This window comes from Blastomonas sp. CCH1-A6 (assembly GCF_001556365.1).
GTDB lineage: Bacteria > Pseudomonadota > Alphaproteobacteria > Sphingomonadales > Sphingomonadaceae > Blastomonas > Blastomonas ursincola.
Genome location: NZ_LSIS01000311.1, coordinates 1 through 20033, shown reverse-complemented (window position 1 = coordinate 20033; position 20033 = coordinate 1). Strand labels below are relative to the sequence as shown.

Annotated in this window: 20 protein-coding genes; 13 read left to right on the top strand and 7 right to left on the bottom strand. The window is 64.6% G+C overall.

The window, feature by feature from the left end; genetic code table 11:
- The coding region (asnB, locus tag AX735_RS14730) for an asparagine synthase (glutamine-hydrolyzing) (protein WP_066281851.1) at positions 1 to 1423 on the top strand (1423 nt) is incomplete at its 5' end.
- Between the two features lie 9 nt (positions 1424 to 1432).
- On the opposite strand, the gene AX735_RS14725 is transcribed toward asnB, so the two are convergent.
- Both AX735_RS14725 and mnmA read right to left on the bottom strand, forming a co-directional pair.
- Positions 1433 to 2782 carry an alginate export family protein gene (locus AX735_RS14725; protein ID WP_156447516.1) on the bottom strand — a complete coding sequence of 450 codons (1350 nt, stop codon included), beginning with the start codon at positions 2780 to 2782 and terminating at the stop codon, positions 1433 to 1435.
- 69 nt (positions 2783 to 2851) lie between these two features.
- Positions 2852 to 3988: a tRNA 2-thiouridine(34) synthase MnmA gene (mnmA, locus tag AX735_RS14720; protein WP_066281847.1), complete on the bottom strand. Its 1137-nt coding sequence runs from the start codon at positions 3986 to 3988 to the stop codon at positions 2852 to 2854.
- A 189-nt stretch (positions 3989 to 4177) separates the two neighbouring features.
- Between mnmA and AX735_RS14715 the strand changes: the two genes are divergently transcribed.
- Both AX735_RS14715 and sciP read left to right on the top strand, forming a co-directional pair.
- Positions 4178 to 4546, top strand: a complete 369-nt coding sequence (locus AX735_RS14715; RefSeq protein ID WP_066281846.1) for a hypothetical protein — start codon at positions 4178 to 4180, stop codon at positions 4544 to 4546.
- 7 nt (positions 4547 to 4553) lie between these two features.
- Entirely contained in the window at positions 4554 to 4853 is a 300-nt protein-coding gene (gene sciP, locus AX735_RS14710; RefSeq protein WP_017670538.1) for a CtrA inhibitor SciP, read from the top strand.
- A gap of 115 nt (positions 4854 to 4968) precedes the next feature.
- Here sciP and AX735_RS14705 read toward each other — a convergent pair whose 3' ends face one another.
- The 4 genes from AX735_RS14705 to hisS all read right to left on the bottom strand — a co-directional run bounded on the left by AX735_RS14705 (position 4969) and on the right by hisS (position 9485).
- A complete protein-coding gene (locus AX735_RS14705) occupies positions 4969 to 5859 on the bottom strand; it encodes a DUF4167 domain-containing protein (RefSeq protein WP_082751125.1) in 891 nt (296 codons plus the stop codon).
- Positions 5860 to 6090: 231 nt separating this feature from the next.
- Complete coding sequence (gene prmC / locus AX735_RS14700) at positions 6091 to 6948, bottom strand: peptide chain release factor N(5)-glutamine methyltransferase (RefSeq protein ID WP_066281839.1); 858 nt, start codon at positions 6946 to 6948, stop codon at positions 6091 to 6093.
- A gap of 97 nt (positions 6949 to 7045) precedes the next feature.
- Positions 7046 to 8134: a peptide chain release factor 1 gene (gene prfA, locus AX735_RS14695; protein ID WP_066281836.1), complete on the bottom strand. Its 1089-nt coding sequence runs from the start codon at positions 8132 to 8134 to the stop codon at positions 7046 to 7048.
- 103 nt (positions 8135 to 8237) lie between these two features.
- The gene (gene hisS / locus AX735_RS14690; protein ID WP_066281861.1) at positions 8238 to 9485 is read right to left on the bottom strand and encodes a histidine--tRNA ligase; all 1248 of its coding nucleotides are present in this window, start codon (positions 9483 to 9485) and stop codon (positions 8238 to 8240) included.
- A gap of 70 nt (positions 9486 to 9555) precedes the next feature.
- On the opposite strand from hisS, the gene AX735_RS14685 reads away from it, so the two are divergent.
- From AX735_RS14685 to AX735_RS14645, 10 genes are all read left to right on the top strand, one after another.
- Positions 9556 to 11523, top strand: a complete 1968-nt coding sequence (locus AX735_RS14685; RefSeq protein WP_082751124.1) for a M61 family metallopeptidase — start codon at positions 9556 to 9558, stop codon at positions 11521 to 11523.
- Positions 11524 to 11583: 60 nt separating this feature from the next.
- Positions 11584 to 12117: an inorganic diphosphatase gene (gene ppa / locus AX735_RS14680; RefSeq protein WP_066281835.1), complete on the top strand. Its 534-nt coding sequence runs from the start codon at positions 11584 to 11586 to the stop codon at positions 12115 to 12117.
- Between the two features lie 23 nt (positions 12118 to 12140).
- Positions 12141 to 12458 (top strand): hypothetical protein, encoded by a 318-nt coding sequence (locus AX735_RS14675; RefSeq protein WP_066281853.1) that lies wholly within the window; start codon positions 12141 to 12143, stop codon positions 12456 to 12458.
- Positions 12459 to 12617: 159 nt separating this feature from the next.
- Complete coding sequence (gene sucC, locus AX735_RS14670; RefSeq protein ID WP_060980253.1) at positions 12618 to 13817, top strand: ADP-forming succinate--CoA ligase subunit beta; 1200 nt, start codon at positions 12618 to 12620, stop codon at positions 13815 to 13817.
- A gap of 276 nt (positions 13818 to 14093) precedes the next feature.
- Positions 14094 to 14843: an electron transfer flavoprotein subunit beta/FixA family protein gene (locus AX735_RS14665; RefSeq protein WP_066281831.1), complete on the top strand. Its 750-nt coding sequence runs from the start codon at positions 14094 to 14096 to the stop codon at positions 14841 to 14843.
- On the top strand, positions 14840 to 15769 hold the full coding sequence (locus AX735_RS14660; RefSeq protein ID WP_066281825.1) for an electron transfer flavoprotein subunit alpha/FixB family protein: 930 nt from the start codon (positions 14840 to 14842) through the stop codon (positions 15767 to 15769). The genes AX735_RS14665 and AX735_RS14660 overlap by 4 nt, the downstream gene beginning before the upstream one ends.
- A gap of 111 nt (positions 15770 to 15880) precedes the next feature.
- Positions 15881 to 16330, top strand: coding sequence for a hypothetical protein (locus tag AX735_RS25235; RefSeq protein WP_137775535.1), 450 nt, complete (start codon positions 15881 to 15883; stop codon positions 16328 to 16330).
- Positions 16331 to 16666: 336 nt separating this feature from the next.
- The gene (chrA, locus tag AX735_RS14655) at positions 16667 to 17977 is read left to right on the top strand and encodes a chromate efflux transporter (protein ID WP_066281822.1); all 1311 of its coding nucleotides are present in this window, start codon (positions 16667 to 16669) and stop codon (positions 17975 to 17977) included.
- A 115-nt stretch (positions 17978 to 18092) separates the two neighbouring features.
- Entirely contained in the window at positions 18093 to 18476 is a 384-nt protein-coding gene (locus tag AX735_RS14650; protein WP_066281816.1) for a hypothetical protein, read from the top strand.
- A 120-nt stretch (positions 18477 to 18596) separates the two neighbouring features.
- Positions 18597 to 19253 carry a hypothetical protein gene (locus AX735_RS14645; protein ID WP_066281814.1) on the top strand — a complete coding sequence of 219 codons (657 nt, stop codon included), beginning with the start codon at positions 18597 to 18599 and terminating at the stop codon, positions 19251 to 19253.
- Positions 19254 to 19279: 26 nt separating this feature from the next.
- Here the strand turns inward: AX735_RS14645 and AX735_RS14640 are convergent.
- On the bottom strand, positions 19280 to 20033 hold a 754-nt coding region (locus AX735_RS14640; RefSeq protein WP_231750132.1), incomplete at its 5' end, for a PepSY domain-containing protein.

Below are 20033 nucleotides of genomic sequence, written 5' to 3'. Positions count from 1 at the left end.
CGTGATTTTCGCCTCGGAGCTCAAGGGCCTGCTCGCGCATCCGGCGCTGCGCCGGGCGCCCGACATCCAGGCGGTCGATGACTATCTCGCCTTCGGCTATGTTCCCGACCATCGCTGTTTCGTCAGCGGCGTGAAGAAGCTGCCTGCCGGGCATTATCTGATGCTCGAGCGCGGCAAGCCGCTTCCCGAACCGGTGCGCTACTGGGATGTCGATTTCTCGCGCCGGGCGAAGGGATCGGTCCCTGATCTGCAGGCGGAGCTGCTGCACCATATGCGCGAAGCGGTCGCCTCGCGCATGGTCGCGGACGTGCCGCTGGGGGCGTTCCTCTCGGGCGGGGTGGACAGTTCAACCGTGGTCGCGCTGATGGCCGAACGCTCGACCCAGGCGGTGAAGACGTGCAGCATCGGCTTCGATGTCGCAGCATTGGACGAGAGCGATTATGCCCGACGCATCGCCGAACGCTTCGCCACCGATCATCGCAGCCGCACCGTCTCGCCCGACGATATCGCGATCATCGATGCGGTCGCCGCGCAGTTCGACGAGCCTTTCGCCGATGCCTCGATGCTGCCCACCTTCCGCGTCTGCCAGCTCGCGCGCGAAAGCGTCACCGTTGCGCTGTCGGGCGATGGCGCGGACGAGGCACTGGCGGGCTATCGCCGCCACGTTTTCCACCATGGCGAGGAGCGGGTGCGGAGCCTTTTGCCGCAGGGCTTGCGCGGCCCGGTCTTCGGAGCGCTCGGCGCGCTCTACCCCAAGGCGGACTGGGCGCCGCGCCCGTTGCGCGCGAAATCGACCTTGCTGTCGCTCGCGCGCACCGGAGCGGAAGGTTATACGGACGCGGTCGGCGTGACCAACCATGCCGCGCGGCATTCACTCTATTCGGACAGCCAGCGCGCCGCGCTGGGCGGCTATCGCGGCGAGGATCACATGATCGCGCTGATGCAGGCGGCTCCGGCGCGCTCGGGGCTCGATGCCGCGCAATATGCAGACATGAAGCTATGGCTGCCCGGCGACATCCTGACCAAGGTCGATCGCACCAGCATGGCGGTGAGCCTGGAGGCGCGCGAGCCGCTGCTCGATTACCGGCTGATCGAATTCAGCGCCTCGCTGCCCGAGGCGATGCGCGTGCGCGGCGGGCAGGGCAAATGGCTCATGAAGCGCGCGATGCGCGGCACCTTGCCCGACGACATTCTCTATCGCCCGAAAATGGGCTTTGTCAGCCCGATCGCGCAATGGTTCCGTGGGCCGCTCGCCGATCAGGCACACCGTATCGCCAGCGGGTCGGCACTCGCGCGCAGCGGATGGTTCAACACCGCGCGCCTGACCGAGATCGCAGAGGCGCATATTTCCGGGCGCAGCGACAATGCCCGGCTGCTCTGGCAGCTATGGATGCTCGACAAGGCGCTCGACCGGATCTTCTGACCCGCGCCGTCAGAAATTCACCACCATCTGGCCATAGGCATAGCGCGTATCGCCAAAGCCGGTGGCGTTGGGGGCTTCATCGAGCAGCTGCCCGGTCATAAGTATCGCGGCGCCCGCCTCGAGCCGAAGGCGTTTTTCGATCAGCCAGTGGCCCAGCCGCACCTCGACCATATGCCCGGCAAAGCGGCCCGAGCGTCCCTTAGGATCGACGGGTCCATTGTTGCCGAACCGGTCACGGCGATTGTGCACCCAGGCGGGGCGCCACAGGGTCATGACATCCCAGCGTGGCGCGGGGGCAATCTCGCCGCGCAATCCGGCCGCGAGCAGGTTGGTGCGCGCGAGCGGACCGAAAATGCCGCTGGGGCCAAGCTCGAACCGGCGTGGACCGAACAGCGTATCGAACCGGGCGAAACGATCGGGTGAACGCGGATCATCGCCGCTGGCGAGATCGAACAGCGCCGAGATGCGTGGCTTGCCGGGCAGGGCGGGGCTGTAGCCGAACTCGGCATGCGCGAAGAACGCGCGGACCTCCTGGCGGCGCGCATTGGCGGCGACAGACGCGCGTATCGTGCCGGTCTGTACCGCGCCTTCGAGGTCCATATCCCATTGGCCCGGTTGGGGAGCACGGTGGAGCCTTGCGCCCCAGGTGAACAAATGCCGGTTGCGCGTCGGGCCGTTGACGCCGTCGCGCTCGTTCAGGCCGAAGACATTGGCCTGCAGCGTCACGCCCTCGAAGAGATCGGGCCGGGTGTAATGTGCGCCCCAGAACGTCAGGTCGAAGCTCTCGCGATCCAGGCGGACCTCGTTGTCGATCAACTCGTCTCGGTCGACCGGCAGCCGCACATGCGGCAGGGCGTAGAAGGCGACGAGATGGTCGCCGACCTTGCCACGCCAGTCGAGCCTCACTCCGGTAAAGCTGTTGATGGTGTTGCGGAACGCGTTGCGTCCGGTCAGGCGGCGCGAGCCCAGATTGAGGTGGAAGCGTCCCGCGGTCAGTTCGACCGGTCCGTCCGAATAGCCGATCGAGGCACGGCTGAGCTCGAGGGCATTGACCTCGCTCGTGCTGACCGCGCCGGGTGCGTCGGCGAAATAGGCGCGGGCGTCGATCAGTTCGGCGGAAAGGTGCCAGGGACCGGCGCGATAATCGGCGGCAATAGCGGTCTGCACGGTGACGGCATCGTCGCGCGAGGGCAGGCCAGGGCGGAACTGGCCTTCGAGAAGCTCGTAGCGCACGCGCAGGCTGCCAGTGATCGTGAACGGGCTGGCCTTCTCCGCTTTCCGTCGATCGCTCGAATCCGGAACCGGCGCAGTGCTGGGGGCCATGGTCTGCGCGTCAGCGGGCGCGACGGATATCGTCACCCCGATCGCCAGCAAAGGTGCAAATGCGCGCAAATTCCTTCCCCCGACGGGAGCCTAGCGCACAATCGCTCAGGCGGCGAGTGCAGGTTCGACGGGTTCTGTCGAGGCGATCCAGCCGCCGCCGAGCACGCGGTCGCCCGCATAGAGCACCGCGGCCTGGCCGGGCGCGACGCCATATTCGGGCTGGAGGAAGACGAGCCGCCGGCTGGCTCCGCTGCCCTCGATCGTCACGGGTGCGGGCCGGGCGAGCGAGCGCACCTTGGCTTCCATCGGGCCGTCATAGCTGCCGCCGATCCAGTTCATGTCGACGATCTGAGCCGCGCGCGTCGCCAATGCCGAGCGCGGGCCGACGATCACGCGGCGCGTGTCCGCATCGAGCTTCACGACATACAGCGGCACCGGCTGCCCGCCGATTTCCAGACCCTTGCGCTGGCCGATGGTGTAGTGGATCAGCCCCTTGTGCTTGCCCAGCACGCGGCCGTCAATGTGCACGATCTCGCCGCCGGTATCGGCATCGGGACGCACCTTGCGCACCACCGAGGCATAATCGCCATCGGGGACAAAACAGATATCCTGACTGTCGGGCTTGGCCGCGACGATCAGCCCCATGTCCTGTGCCATCGCGCGCACCTGAGGCTTGGGTAGGCCGCCAAGCGGGAAGCGCAGGAAATCCATCTGGTCGTCGGTGGTGGCGAACAGGAAATAGCTCTGGTCGCGCGCCGGATCGTGCGCACGGTGCAGTTCGCTGCGGCCATCGGCGCCGATCACCCGGCGGACATAATGGCCCGTCGCGAGGCAATCCGCACCCAGGTCGCGCGCCATCTGCAGCAGGTCGGTGAACTTCACGCCCATATTGCACTGGATGCAGGGAATGGGGGTGCGCCCCGCCATATATTCGTCCGCAAAGCGCTCGACCACGGATTCGCGAAAGCGGCTTTCATGGTCGAACACATAATGCGCAATGCCCAGGCGATCGGCGACTGCGCGGGCGTCGCGGATGTCCTGTCCGGCACAGCACGATCCCGCGCGCTTCACCGCCGCGCCATGATCATAGAGCTGCAGGGTGATGCCGATCGTTTCTGCACCGGTGGCGGCGGCAAGGCCTGCGACCACCGAAGAATCGACTCCGCCAGACATGGCCACGACGATTCGCCGTGCCTTCATGTCGCCGTCGAGCTGAAATCCGGAAAGGTCGGGGCTGTGCATGCGGCTGCATGTAGCGGCGCTCAAGCCCAAGTGCCACCCCGTCGCGGCAAAAAATTGCCGCAGGTTGATACTGTGAAAACCCGTGTTTTCCGGCGATTTCGGACCAGTCTTAGCGCCAATTAACCAAGGCTAATCAGCCATGAAGGCTGCCTTTACCTGGTCTTACGGTTTGCCTGATACACCCTGGGCATGGACATGAACTTCCCCCATGACTCAGTCCACCTGGCCCAAGGCGTGCCGATCAACCTGCGCGCCCTGGATATGGACATCCTGCGTGCGCTGGCGTGCGCGCCGGTCGTCTCGCGTTCCGACCACACCCCCTTGGTTAAGAACGCAGGCGACTCGGTGGGCGTGCTGGCCGCGTGGCTGGCTGGCCGGATTCGGGCCGACCAGGTCGTGCGGGGCAGCTTCAATCCGCACTTTGCCGACGCGCTGAACCGTTTCACCCCATCGGAACAGCATGGTCAAAATGACGTTTACCATTGTGCTTCAGTCAATCGAAAAGCCGATTGGTTACACCCTGGCCACGCGCAAAGTTGCAGTAACCAGGCCTTTTGAGGACGTGATGATCGAGAATCAGAAAATCAAACCGGCACAGGTCATCGGTCCGCTCGGCGAACCGCTGACGCTGGACAACCTGCCGGCCCCGGGCACCAAGCGCTGGGTGGTGCGTCGCAAGGCGGAAGTCGTCGCGGCCGTCAATGGCGGTCTGTTGACGATCGACGAGGTATGCGAACGCTATGACCTGACGCTGGAGGAGTTTGCCTCGTGGCAGCGTGCGGTCGACCGGTCGGGCATGCCGGGCCTGCGGGTCACGCGCATCCAGCATTATCGCGATCTCTACGAGCGCCAGCAGCGCTACTAAGCTTCCCCCTCCAAGCGAAACAAGAAAGGGGCGCGGTCCGCATATGGACCGCGCCCCTTTTCTTGTTCTGCGGAAAGCCGGACCCGGACCGGTGGTGCCGGTGCGGCCCCGCGGCTTATTCGGCCGCTGCCGCTTCCATGTCGCCCGACTCTGCAGCCTTGCGGCGCGGTGCGGCACGACGCTTGGGCTTGGGCGCTTCGGCCTCGACCGGCGCTTCGCTGGCGCTGCCGATCGCGGGTGGCAGGATCATCGGATCGAGCGCATTGGTGCCTTCCGGCTCGGCGGCGCGGGGCAGGCGGCCGCGACCACGCAGCGTGCGGCGCGGTTTGGCGTCGCCTTCGCTTGCGTCCGCAGTCTCGACCGGAGCCGGGGCGGCCACCGCCTCATCCTGACGCACTTCGGTATCCTGACGCTGGCGGGGCTGACGCTCCGCGCGCTCCTGACGCGGGCCCTCTTCGCGATCACCGCGAGGGCGGCGCTCGCGGCGCTCGCCGTTCTGGCGATCTCCGCCCTGGCGCTCATTATTCTGGCGGCCCTCGCGCTGGGGATTGTCGCGACGCTGGGTGCGGGGCTCGTCCTGCTCCTCGCCATCCTCGTCCTGGCTCCGCGCACTCGCATCATCGGCCTGATCCTGCGCATAATTGCGCTGTCCCTGGCCTTGCGGCGCGCCGTAGATGCCATCGTCCTCGTCATCGGCATAGTCGCCGCCAAGGTCGCGGCCCTGATCCTCGCGGGGGCGGCGATATTCGTCCTGACGGGCACGGTTGTCGGCGAGCACGCGGAAGTAATGGTCGGCAAACTGCAGATAATATTCGGTGGCCACACGGTCGCCGTTCATCTGCGCATCGTGCGCCATCTTCTTGTATTTCTCAAGCATCTGCGTGGCATTGCCGCGCGCCCGGCTGTCGATCCGGTTGCCCTGATCCATGCCTCCGCCGCGACCATTGTTCTGCGGACGGTTATTGCCACGGCCGCGACGACGGCTCGTTCCACGATTGTTGTTCAAAGTTGACGCTTCCTTATCAGTCGCAAGTGTCCTGCGTGTCCTCTGCGCGTCCGTGCAGGCGCTGCCCAAAGGCGCGCCGCGCGTCCCAAGCCTTTCATCCGCTTTGAGTGGCCGTGATAAGCTGCCCGAACAAGATGATTGGGGTCAGCAAGCGTGATGGGCCCTTCGCCGGCATCAGCGTTCTTGCTGTACAGGTGGTAGCGGGTCGCCAAGGGCTTGCCAAGCGAAATATCAGGTGGCTGCCCGGCGGCGCAACATCAGTGCGCGGTCATGCCCGGCCAAATCGCGGCGGCATTGCGCGTCATAGCCATGCGCGGCGGCGATGGCCGAGACCGCTTCCCGCTGGCTCGCGCCGATCTCGAAGATCGCCACGCCTCTGTCGGCGAGCAGCGCGGGCAGGGAAGGGATCAGGATCCGATAATCGTCCAGTCCCTCGGCGCCTGCGAACAATGCGGAGTGCGGCTCGTGCTCCATGACCTGGCGTGCAAGCGCGGCATCGGCTTCGATATAGGGCGGATTGGCGAGGATCAGGTCGAACGGGCCGGGCAGGCCTGCGGACCATCCCTGTGTCCGCCAGTCGCCGTGCACCATGTGCGTGCGATCCGCCAGGCCGGTTGCCTTGGCATTGGCGCGTGCGATCTCGAGTGCCTGTTCGCTGGCGTCGATGCCGACGCCGCTGGCGTGCGGAAATTCGCTGAGCGCCGCGAGCAGCAACGCCCCCGACCCGGTACCCAGGTCGAGAATGCGCGTCGGCACTTGCTCGGCAAAGGCCTCGAGTGCGGCTTCGATCAGCGTTTCACTGTCGCTGCGCGGGATCAGGACGGCGGGCGATACGGCGAGAGTGAGCGTCCAGAAGTCCTGCCTGCCGGTGATATAGGCGACAGGTTCGTGCGCCGCGCGCCGCGCCAGCCGCTCGGCAAAGCCGGAAGGCACCGGGTCGCGCGTTCGCATGAGCAGCATCGTGCCGCGATCGACGCCCAGCGCATCGGCCATCAGCAGCTCGGCATCGAGCCGGGGGGTGTCGGATATTCCGGAAAGGTCTGTCGCCGCTTCGCGCAAGGCATCGGCGATCGTTGCGCTCTGCGTCATTCCCGCGAACGCGGGAATCCCGCTTTTGCGCCGGTTTTGAAAGGAAGCGGGACCCCCGCCTGCGTGGGGGTGACGGCGAGATTCGATCCCGAAAACCTCACCCCGCCATATCCATGTTCGCCAGGCGCGCCGCCTGGTCCTCGGCGGTCAGTGCGTTGATCAGCTCGTTCAGCCCCCAGCCTTCGAGAATCTCGTCGAGCCGGTGCAGCGTCAGGTTGATGCGGTGGTCGGTGACGCGTCCCTGCGGGAAATTGTAGGTGCGGATGCGCTCCGACCGGTCGCCCGAGCCGACCATCGACTTGCGCGCATCGGCTTCGGCATTGGCGGCCTTGCTGCGTTCGAGCTCATAGAGCCGCGCGGCGAGCACCTTCAGCGCCTTGGCCTTGTTCTTGTGCTGCGACTTCTCGTCCTGCTGCGTCACCACCAGGCCCGAAGGGATGTGCGTGATCCGCACCGCGCTGTCGGTGGTGTTGACGTGCTGGCCGCCCGATCCCGATGCGCGATAGACATCGATGCGCAGGTCGTTGTCGTTGATCTGCACGTCGACCTCTTCGGGTTCGGGCAGGACGGCGACGGTGGCCGCGCTGGTATGGATGCGCCCGCCGCTTTCGGTCACCGGCACGCGCTGCACCCGGTGCACTCCGCTTTCGAACTTGAGCTTGGCGAACACGCCCGATCCGTTGACCGAGGCGATGACTTCCTTGAACCCGCCCACATCGGCGGCGTTGGCTGACAGGATCTCGATCTTCCAGCCCTGTTCCTCGGCAAAGCGCGTGTACATGCGCAGCAGGTCGCCGGCGAACAGCGCCGCTTCGTCCCCGCCGGTCCCCGCGCGGATTTCGAGCATGGCCGGGCGGTTGTCGGCGCTGTCTCGCGGCAGCAGCTTGATCGCGAGGGTCCTCTCGGCGGGAGGCAGGCGCTCGCGCACCGTCTCTGCCTCTCCGGCGGCAAGCTTGACGATATCGGGATCGGACTCGTTGTCCGCCATCAGCCCTTCGAGTACTTCCAGCTCGGCGCGCAGGCGGCGCACTTCGGCGGCGGCGCGGGCGACAGGCTCGAGCTCGGCATAATCCTTCGCCGTCTGGACGAACTCGTCGCCCACCAGCGTGCCCGACGCCATCAGCGCCTGCAGCTTGCCGAAACGCGCCTCGATCTGCGCAATGCGTTCACCGGAAATCCGGGTCATTCTTTTGTCTCCCCCCGAGTTTCCACCCAGTCCGCCAGCGCGATTCCCGACGCTGACTTGCTGCTTATCGGCAGAATAACGGCATTTGTCATGGTCTGTGCCATCAAACCGTTGAAATACCGTTCAACAACGCCTCGACCCTGGCCTGCAATTCACTTTGCGGGGCCGATCGAATATTGGCCTTGGCCTGATCGCCATCATGCTGGAAGGAAATCAGAACCTTGGCATCGATCTTTGCTGCCTTGTCGTAACGCTTGCGCGGCGATCCGGTCGCGATCATGTCGGCTGAAATGCCTGCATTGCGCAGCCGCGCCTGGGCCGATGTCGCTGCGCCAAGCGCGCGATCGTCTTCCACCGCGATGATGACATCGAGCCCAAAATCGCGGCCCGAAATGTCGCACAGCATCGCCAGCCGCTCGATCCCTGCGGCCCAGCCGACCGCCGGGGTCGGCGACCCGCCGAGATTCTCGATCAGCCCATCATAGCGCCCGCCGCCGAGCACGGTGCCCTGCGCGCCGAGGCGGTCGGTCACGAACTCGAACGCGGTGTGGCGATAATAGTCGAGCCCGCGCACCAGCCGCGCGTTGCGGGTCCAGGCGACGCCGGCGGCATCGAGGCCGGTCGTCACTTTTTCGAAAAAGGCGGCAGCTTCGTCTGTGAGAAAGGCATCGATATCGGGCGCGCCATCGGCGATCGGTCGGTCCTGGGCTTCCTTGCTGTCGAGGATGCGCAGCGGATTGCGTTCCAGCCGGTCCTGCGAGTCCTGCGAGAGATCGCCCCTATGCGCCTGAAAATGCTCGATCAGCGCCGCGCGCCAGGCGTCGCGGCTGGCGGCATCGCCGAGCGTGTTGAGCTGCAGCGTCACGCCCTCGCTGATGCCCAGCTCGCGCAGGATCTGGTCGGCCATCACCAGCAGCTCGACATCGGCCTGCGGATCGCCCGCGCCGATGATCTCGGCATCGATCTGGTGGAACTGGCGATAGCGGCCCTTTTGCGGGCGCTCGTAGCGGAAGAGCGGGCCGTGCGTCGCAAGCTTGATCGGCGCATATTGCTGCCAGCCATTGGTCAGATAGGCGCGGACCAGCCCGGCGGTGAATTCGGGGCGCAGCGTCAGCGAATCGCCGCCGCGATCGTCGAACGTGTACATTTCCTTCGACACGACATCGGTGGTTTCGCCGAGCGAACGCGCGAAGACCGGGGTCGCTTCGAACACCGGCATTTCGACGCGGCGGAAATTATACAGGCGGCGCACCCGCTCGAACGTCTCGACCACATGGCCGAACCGTTCCTGGTCTTCACCGAATATATCCTGGGTCCCGCGGATCGCGCCTGGTGTGCTGATTTTGGCCATATTGCGCGCCATTAGCGACTTTTTGGTGCCACGCCAAACCGGCGGGTGCATTTTTTTGGCGGGCATGCTTATGGTGCTGCAAACACGCACATTCCAAAGGGTCCTGAAATTGCGTCAGTTCATCGCTTCCACCGCCATCGTCCTCACCCTGCTGGCCAGTCCCGTTTCCGCCCAGAACAGCAAGCCTCAGCCCGTGCCGGTCAAGGACATCGTGCCCGCCGCGCGCGACATTCCGTTCCCCGGCGCGATGGCGCTGGAGGTGGACGCGACCGATGTCGATCGCGCGATCTTCCGTGTGAAGCAGACGATCCCCGTACCCGACGATGCCCGATCGGCAGGGCGGTTCACCTTGCTCTATCCGCAATGGCTGCCCGGCAACCATGCCCCGCGCGGCGAGATCGAGAAGCTGGTGGGGCTGAAATTCAGCGCCAGTGGCAAGCCGCTGGCCTGGCGGCGCGATTCGCTCGACGTCAACGCCTTCCACATCACCTTGCCCAAGGGCGTGCGCGAGGTGGTGGCGGAGTTCCAGTTCGTCAGCCCGACCGCCGGCAATCAGGGTCGTGTGGTCGTCGCGCCCAAGATGATGAACCTGCGCTGGAACAATGTGTCGCTTTACCCGGCGGGCTATTTCACCCGCAACATCCCGGTCGATGCGACGGTCATCTGGCCCGCAGGCTGGCAGGCCGGCAGCGCGATGCGGCCCAAGCGCACCACCGGCAACAAGGTCGCTTACGAACGGGTCGATTATGACACGCTGGTCGACAGCCCGATGTTTGCGGGCGCGCATTTCAAGAGCTTTGCGCTGTCCGACAAGGTGACGCTCAACGTCGTCGCCGATGCGCCCGAATATCTTGCCGCCACGCCCGACCAGATCGAGGCGCACAAACGGCTGGTCGCCGAGGCCGAGCATCTGTTCGGCGTGCGGCATTATGATCGCTACGATTTTCTGCTGTCGCTGTCCGACGAGATGAGCGGCATCGGCATCGAGCATCATCGCAGCAGCGAAAATGGCGTCGGCACCGGCTATTTCACCGACTGGGCCAAGGGGCCTGGATCGCGCAACCTGCTGCCGCACGAGATGACGCACAGCTGGAACGGCAAGCATCGCCGTCCGCAGGGCATCTGGGCGCCCGATTTCCGCACGCCGAGCCGCGACGACCTGCTCTGGGTCTATGAGGGGCAGACCCAGTTCTGGGGCTATGTGCTGGGCGCGCGGTCGGGGCTGTTCAGCTATCAGGACACGCTCGATGCCTTTGCCAGCATCGCTGCCGGGCTCGACCGCAGGGCAGGGCGCGACTGGCGCCCGCTGGTCGACACGACGCACGACCCCATCATCGCCGCGCGCCGCCCCAAGGGCTGGACCAGCTATCAGCGCAGCGAGGATTATTACAACGAGGGCATGATGATCTGGCTCGAGGCCGACCAGATCATCCGCCGCGAGTCGGGCAATGCCCGTTCGCTGCAGGATTTCGCGCGCAGCTTCTTTGGTGGGCGCGAGGGCGACTGGGGCGTGGTCACCTATGAGCTGCCCGATGTCGTCGCTGCGCTCAACGCTGTCCAGCCCTATGACTGGCAGGGCTTTTTCCAGAGCCGCGTGTTCGAGGTGACGCCGGAGGTGGGCAAGCAGGGTTTTGCGCTTGGCGGATATGAGCTGGTCTATGTTCCGGAGGCGAGCAATTTCATCCGCTCGGGCGAGGCCGCCTCGGGCACCACTGATCTCAGCCATTCGATCGGCCTGATCGTCGAGAAGGACGGCAAGATTGCGCAGGTCATGTGGGGCAGTCCGGCATTCGATGCAGGCATGACCGTGGGCGACCAGATCACCGGGGTGGCCGGACGCGACTATTCGGGCGAGGCGCTGAAATCCGCAGTCGCGGCAACCTCCAGCACCGGTACCGTCCAGCTTCTGGTCAAGCGGGGCAAGCGTTACCGCGAAACCGCACTTTCCTATCGCGGCGGCTTGCGCTATCCGGCGCTCCGCAAGACGGGGCAGGGCGAAACCGGCCTGGACCGCCTGCTTGCGCCGCAAACCCGCTGAACGCTGAAGGAACGGGCAGCCCGTTCTTGCGGGGATAACAGAACAAAGGCATTCAACCTCATGCTTATCAAAGAGATTCCGATCGGCAAGAACCCGCCGAACAATGTCAACGTGATCATCGAAGTGCCCACCGGTGGCGAACCGGTGAAATACGAGTTCGACAAGGCCTCGGGCGCGCTGTTCGTTGACCGCATCCTGCATACGCCGATGCGCTATCCTGCCAATTACGGCTTCATTCCGCACACGCTTTCGCCCGATGGCGATCCGCTCGACGCGCTGGTGGTGGCCCGTTCGCCGTTCATGCCCGGATCGGTCGTGCGCGCGCGTCCCATCGCGGTGCTGAACCTGGAAGACGAGCATGGCGGCGACGAGAAGGTCGTCTGCGTGCCCGATACCGCGACCTTTCCTTATTATACCGATGTGCGCGAGAAGGAGGACATGCCCGACATCGTCTTCGCGCAGATCGAGCATTTCTTCACCCACTACAAGGATTTGGAAACCGAAAAGTGGGTGCGAATCGGCAAGTGGGGCAATGCCGACGAGGCACGCCGCATCATCACCGAGGCGATCGAGCGCGCCCAGGCCGCCAAGTAAGCTGGCCGGTCATGGGCATGGGGATGGCAGCCTTTCGCAGCGTCGGCAGCCTTGCCGCGCTCGGGGCTGCGATCCTCGCGCTTTCGGCCTGCGCCACGCCCGAGGCGCGCACGCGCGCGGCGCTGGAGCGTACGGGGCTGAGCCGTCCGGTCTCGGCCTGCATGGCCAGCCGCATGGTCGACCGACTTTCGCTGGTGCAACTCCAGCGCCTGGGGCGTCTTGGCAAGCTGCAACAGGCGGGCAGTTTCGACGAATTCCTGCGCCGCACCCGGGCGCTGGGCGATCCGGAAATCCTGGGCGTCGTCAGTTCGTCCGGCCTGATTTGCGCAGTGCGCAACTGACAATCCAAAAACCGCCACGCCCTGTTCGTTTGCAGGGTTTCCTTTGGTGCGCGTCTATGCTTTAGCGCGGCCACATACGTTCATCGACCGATTAACGGTCGGGTTTGGACCGAAAACGAGTCGTCCGCCCGGCCACATCAGAAAGGCATGGGAGCCCTCATGAACATCCACGAATATCAGGCCAAGGAACTGCTCGCGAAATATGGCATCGGCATCCCCGCCGGCCATGCCGCGCTGACCGTCGAAGAGGCGGTTGCCGGCGCCGAAAAGCTGCCCGGGCCGCTCTACGTCGTCAAGGCGCAGATCCATGCCGGCGGTCGCGGCAAGGGCAAGTTCAAGGAACTGGGTGCCGATGCAAAGGGCGGTGTGCGCCTCGCCAAGTCGCTCGACGATGTCCGCAAGGATGCGGGCGAAATGCTCGGCAACACGCTGGTCACCATCCAGACCGGTGACGCCGGCAAGCAGGTCAACCGCCTCTACATCACCGATGGCGTCGACATTGCCGCCGAATATTATCTGTCGATGCTGGTCGACCGCAAGACCGGCCGCGTCGCGATGATCGTCTCGACCGAAGGCGGCATGGACATCGAGCAGGTCGCGCATGACACCCCGGAGCGCATCACCACGATCACGATCGACCCGGCCCAGGGCTTCATGCCGCACCATGGCCGCGCCGTAGCCTTCGCACTGAAGCTTTCGGGCGACCTGAACAAGCAGGCCGCCAAGCTGGCGCAGCAGCTGTATACCGCGTTCATGGATCTCGATTGCGCGATGCTCGAGATCAACCCGCTGGTGGAAACGAAGGACGGCAAGCTGCTCGTTCTCGATACCAAGATGAGCTTCGATTCGAACGCGCTCTATCGTCACCCCGATGTCGAGGCGCTGCGCGACGAGACCGAGGAAGACCCGATGGAGGTCGAAGCCTCGAAGTACGACCTCGCCTATATCAAGCTCGATGGCGATATCGGCTGCATGGTCAACGGCGCGGGCCTGGCCATGGCGACGATGGACATCATCAAGCTCAATGGCATGTTCCCCGCCAACTTCCTCGATGTCGGTGGCGGCGCGAGCAAGGAAAAGGTGACCGCGGCGTTCAAGATCATCCTGTCCGATCCGGCGGTGAAGGGCATCCTGGTCAACATCTTCGGCGGCATCATGAAGTGCGACATCATCGCCGAGGGCATTGTCGCGGCGGCCAAGGAAGTGAACCTTTCGGTTCCGCTGGTCGTGCGCCTGGAAGGCACCAACGTGCAGCAGGGCAAGGACATCCTGGCGAACAGCGGCCTGCCGATCGTCAGCGCCGACAATCTGGGCGATGCCGCCGAGAAGATCGTCGCTCAGGTCAAGCAGGCGGCTTGATGGCATCAACACACCCTCTCCCTTGACGGGAGAGGGTTGCGAAGACTTGGTGAGCGGAACGCGAACCTAGTCGAAACTGGGAGAGGGTGGCTGCGCGGCGCTTGCGCCCAGCACTGGCCCTTTCCAATTCCGACTAGGCAGTCCTTCGACACGCTCCGGACCGCCAAGTCTCCATATCCTCTCTCGTGAAGGGAGAGGATAGGCTGTACGCCACCACTTGACGTTTACGTGAACGGAAACTAGATAGCGTTCACGATCATTAGGGAAGGAAGCGCCATGAAGATCCTTGTGCCCGTGAAACGGGTCATCGACTATAACGTGAAGCCGCGCGTCAAGGCGGATGGCACCGGGGTTGACCTGGCCAACGTCAAGATGAGCATGAACCCGTTTGACGAGATCGCCGTCGAAGAGGCGCTGCGGATCAAGGAAGCGGGCAAGGCAGAAGAAGTCGTCGCCGTGTCCGTCGGACCTGCCAAGGCGCAGGAAACGCTGCGCACCGCGCTCGCCATGGGTGCGGACCGCGCGATCCTGATCGAGACCGACGAAACCGTCGAACCGCTCGCCGTCGCCAAGCTGCTCGCCAAGGTCGCGGCCGAAGAAAATCCGGGCCTGATCCTGCTCGGCAAGCAGGCGATTGACGATGACAGCAACCAGACCGGCCAGATGCTCGCCGCGCTGCTCGGCTGGGGCCAGGCGACCTTCGCCAACACCGTGTCGGTCGAAGGCGACAGCGTCACCGTCGCCCGCGAGATCGATGGCGGCCTGCAGACCGTGAAGCTCAACACCCCTGCGATCGTCACCACCGACCTTCGCCTCAACGAGCCGCGCTATGCCTCGCTGCCCAACATCATGAAGGCGAAGAAGAAGCCGCTCGATACCAAGACCCCAGGTGATTACGGCGTGGATATCGCTCCGCGCCTGACCACGCTCAAGGTTACCGAGCCGCCGGTGCGCAGCGCCGGGATCAAGGTTGCCGATGTCGACGCTCTGGTTGGCAAGCTCAAGGAAATGGGAGTCGGTGAATGAAGACGCTTGTATGGGTTGAGCATGACAATGCGGTCATGAAGGATGCAACGCTCGCGGTCGTCACGGCGGCGGGCAAGCTGGGTGAAGTCCACGCGCTGGTCGCGGGCAAGGGCTGCGGCGCGGTCGCCGAACAGGTCGCCAAGGTCGCCGGCGTCGCCACCGTCCATGTAGCCGACGATGCCTCGCTCGAGCACGGCCTGGCCGAGAATGTCGCGCCGCTGGTCGCCAAGCTGATGGAAAGCCATGACGCGTTCCTCGCGCCCGCCACCACCACCGGCAAGAACATCGCGCCGCGCGTCGCCGCGCTGCTCGACGTGATGCAGATTTCGGACATTCTTTCGGTCGAGGGTCCCAAGACCTTCACCCGTCCGATTTATGCCGGCAACGCGATCGCCACGGTCGAATCGTCGGACGCCAAGCTGGTCATCACTGTGCGCGGCACCGCCTTCGACAAGGCGGCGACCGAAGGCGGCTCGGCCGCGATCGAGGCTGTTGGCGGCGCATCGGATGCGGGCCTGTCGACCTTCCTCAGCGCCGAAATCGCCAAGAGCGAGCGCCCGGAACTGACCAGCGCCAAGATCATCGTCTCGGGCGGCCGCGCGCTGGGTTCGGGCGAGAAGTTCGAGGAAGTCATCACCCCGCTCGCCGACAAGCTCGGCGCCGGCATCGGCGCCTCGCGTGCGGCGGTGGATGCGGGCTATGTCCCCAACGACTATCAGGTCGGCCAGACCGGCAAGATCGTCGCGCCGGAAGTCTATGTCGCCGTCGGCATCTCGGGCGCGATCCAGCACCTTGCGGGCATGAAGGACAGCAAGACCATCATCGCCATCAACAAGGACGAGGACGCCCCGATCTTCCAGGTCGCCGATATCGGCCTGGTCGCGGACCTGTTCACCGCGGTGCCGGAGCTGACCGGCAAGCTGTGATCGGCTGATCCGGTTTGGAAATTGCGAAAAACCCTGGCGGGCAACCGCCGGGGTTTTTTGTTGACAGTCATGTTGGATCACTGTTCCCTGCGCTAACAGGGGGAGCAATCCATGCGATCATTCGGTATTTTCTTGATAGTGGCGGGTATGATTATCGTCGCCATTGGCTTCTATCTTGAGACCAGTATAGAGATCGAGTCTAGTTTTAGCGCTATTGATGGTTACACGCCGCCTTCCTCAGTGGTCAACATCAGCAAGCTTCAAAATCAGGAGCTTATTGTGATTACCGGGCTTTTCACAGCACTAGCAGGTGTCATATTGGCTAGCGTGGGCGAACTGATTAATAGGCTGGAAAATTCTGGAGTAATTCAGCCTGTCGCTGCCCAGCAACCGTTCGCTCATGCTGAGAGAGAAGGGCAAGCATGCGCATGGTGCGATCAGACTGTTCACATGCCAAATCTGCCATGTTCGAACGCCAATCGGGATCACCTGGCCAGCAAATACCCGAGCATGAACAACCGCAAATGCCGTGCAGCGATTGAATCTCAAGGCTTGGTATAGGGTATTCTCGCACGCCTCTTTGCTGGACCGTTTTCCCAAGCATGCCGGAATCCAGAGCGGCCATTAGCTATGCTTTTTTTTGGGCTCCGGATTTCGCCGGAGAACGGATGTGCAGCCGGACAATTCATGGCGGGGCCTTCGACAAGCTCAGGCTGAACGGAGATGGGTTTGGGTCAATTTCGGCCAATGCTATGCAGCCTCTTCCATGCCTCTCTCCAACCTGATAGCCAATCACCCACCGGGGCAGGGCGAACCCCCGGTCAGGTGCTTTAAGCTCCCAAGCTTTGCCGTTCATCATGATCCGCGCGACGACGCGGAGGAACGGTTGCGGGGTTTATGACGAGCGAACATCCGACATTTGGGGAAAGCGTGCGTGTCTTCGCGCGGATCGGGCTGCTGAGCTTTGGCGGGCCGGCGGGGCAGATCGCGCTGATGCATGACGAGCTGGTGGAAAAGCACCGCTGGATCGAGGAGCCGCAATTCCTGCATGCGCTGAATTTCTGCCACTTGCTTCCAGGGCCAGAGGCGCAGCAGCTGGCGACCTATATCGGCTGGCGGCTGCACGGGCTGCGCGGCGGGCTGATGGCGGGAACGCTGTTCCTGCTGCCCGGCGTCGCGATCATCATGGCGCTGTCTATGCTCTATGTCGCGGCGGCGGGGCTCGACTGGTTCGCGGCCTTGTTCCTGGGGATCAAGGCTGCGGTGCTCGCGGTCGTGGTGCAGGCGCTGATCCGGATCGCGGGGCGCGCGCTCGATACCGCCTTCAAGCGCGCGCTGGCGGCTATTGCGTTTGTCGCGCTGGCGCTGTTCGATCTGCCCTTTCCGCTGGTGGTGCTGGGCGCGGGGCTCGCGGGATGGTTGGCGGCGAACTGGCGGCCGGGCTGGCTGGCGCTGAAGCCGGTGGGGCAGAGCGAAGAGGCAACGCCGCGCCCGTCGATCGCCGCAACGCTGCGCACGATTGCTGCATGGGGCGCCATCTGGGCGCTGCCGCTGCTCGCTATCTGGGCGTCGCTGGGTGACGACCATGTGCTGATGCAGATCGGCCTGTTTTTCTCGCAGCTGGCGGTCGTCACCTTTGGCGGGGCCTATGCGGTGCTCGCCTATATGGCGCAGCAGGCGGTGCAGGGCTTCGGGTGGCTGAATGCGGGCGAGATGGCCGACGGGCTGGGCCTGGCCGAGACGACGCCGGGGCCGCTGATCCTGGTGACGCAGTTCGTAGGCTTTCTCGCGGCCTATCGCGATGCCGCGCCGTTCACGCCGCTGGTCGCCGGACTGCTCGGTGCGCTGCTCACGATCTGGGTGACGTTCGCGCCGTGCTTCCTGTGGATATTCACCTTCGCGCCCTGGATTGACCGGCTGCAGCACGCCCAGCAGCTGAAAGGCGCGCTGGCCGCCATCACCGCATCGGTGGTCGGCGTCATCGCCAATCTGAGCCTCTGGTTCGCGCTGCACGTCATCTTCACCCGCGTGGAGGAGCGCGAGTTGGGACCGCTTCGCTTCGACTGGCCGGATTCAGGATCCTTCGATGGACTGGCTCTGGCGCTCGCGGTTTGGGCGGCGGTGCATCTGCTCGTGCTCAAGCGATCGGTGGTCGAGGTACTGGGCGTTGCTGCGGCTCTGGGCCTTGTCGCCAGTATGTTCATCTAACTAGCTTAAATTCTGAACGAATGCTGTCATCCCAATTCAGCCTCGCCACATCGGCGAATCGCTAAACCGTATTCATCCCGCCAGCATCGGTGGAAGAGACGGAAGGAATTGGACGATGGCAAAGGCAAAGGGTGTTATCGGCGCAGCGCTGCTCGGCGCTGCTGCCATGGTTTCGGCAGCGGTCCCTGCGGCAGCCCAGTGGCATGGCGGTGGCCCCGGTTGGGGTGGCGGTGGCGGCTGGGGCGGGCGCGGCGATCGCGCGGTGAACCAGTGTGTGCGCGCCGCCGAGATCGAGGCACGTCGCTTCGGCCGCTTCGCCCAGGTTACCGACATTCGCGATATCGACCGCACCCGCTTCGGCCTGCGCGTGCAGGGCCGCATCGTGGTGGAAAATGGCGGTCGCTGGCGCGGCAATACCGATCGTGGCCGCTTCACCTGCTTCGTGGATCGGGGCCGGGTCTATGACGTGCGTCTCAGCGGGCTCGGCAATTTCCGCTAAGACAAGGGTCTGACCCCTTGCTCCCTGGCGGTTCAGCCTGGCGACAGGCTGAACCGCCTAAACCTGAACACAAAGGTACAGCGCCGTTGCGCCCGGGCCTTGCCGACAGAAAGGCATGCAATGTTGAAAGCACTGACAGGTCTGGGCGCTGCGGGCGCGATGCTGGTCACCGGCATGACCCCGGCGATGGCCGCGCCGGCACCGCGCGGCACGTTCGATGCAGCTCCGGTCGGCGCGCTGGGATGGAACCCCGGGGATGAAAGCGCCAGCCAGTGGCGCGGCGGCTGGCGTGACCGGCGCTGGCGCGGCCGCAACCGTGGTGTTGATGCCGGTGATATTCTTGCGGGGGTTCTGATTCTGGGCGGGATTGCCGCCGTAGCCAGTGCAGCGACCAACAACGCTCGGCGCAATGGGGATGATCGCAGCTTCAACGACGATGTTCGCTCCGCCAGTGACCGCTGCGGCGCGGCGGCTGTTGCGCAATCGGGCCTCGGATCGCGGATCGAGCGCATCGACAATGTCGTGCGTGACGGTCAGGGCTGGCGCGTCGAAGGCCTGGTCGGGTCGCGCCGCGATGGCGTCGACAGCTTCACCTGCGGCATCAGCTTCGGCCGCATCGATTATGTCCGCTTCAACCGTGCCAACGGCAACTGGGGTGCGAATGACGGCGTCTTCGACAATGGCGTCGCGGTCACCGATCCGCCGTTCAGCGTCGATCCCGATGAGGACGACTATGCCTGGCGCAATGATGGCAGCGAACCGTTTCCGCCCGAATAAGGGCGCGATTTACCGGACGGGATCGGTCATTTCTGGCCGTTCCCACCCGGTCTGACCCCCTGCGGCGCGCTTCGCCCCTTCGCGCGCCGCAGGGGTAACAGACATATCCCGATCAGGATCGAGATGACGGCCAGAGCGGCAAAGCCGATCAGGATCGGGTGATTGGTGTCTTCGCGCGTCTGCAGATCCATGATGTGCAGGCCCCACATGAAGTCGAATGCGCGCCACAAGGCGCTGCGCGTGACCAATACGGCGCCGGTTTCCGCGTCGATATAGATATGCGTGTCGTCGGCAAAGCGCGCCTGCCAGCTCGGGCGCGGGCGGCGCAGTTCGAGCGGGGCGTTCTCGGCGGCAAAGCGGGTCACGCCTTGAAGTTCCGCCTTCCCGGCAAAGGCTGCGCGCGCGAGCAGAGCGGCCTCGCGGGCGTTTACGGAAGGCAGCAGCGCGCCAGTACGCGCATCGGCGCGGCGCTTGCCGCCATCGGCATAATCGACCAGCCAAACCGGCGTTCCCGCTTGCTGACTCAGCGTCAGTGTCTGCACCGGTCGACCCTCCAGGATCGGCACCACGGGGCGAAAGCCGGGCAGGGCAGGGGCTTCAGCCTTCAGATGCTCGCCGCGCACCGTGTCGATCGGGAAGCTCGCCATGAACAGGCCCGAAGCGCTCCACAGCAACAGCGGCACGCCGACCAGCCAGCCCAGCCAGACATGCCAGCGCATCACCATCCGCCGCCTGAGCCTGAATGCCACGACTAATCCTCCGAGCGACTGCCGCCGCGAT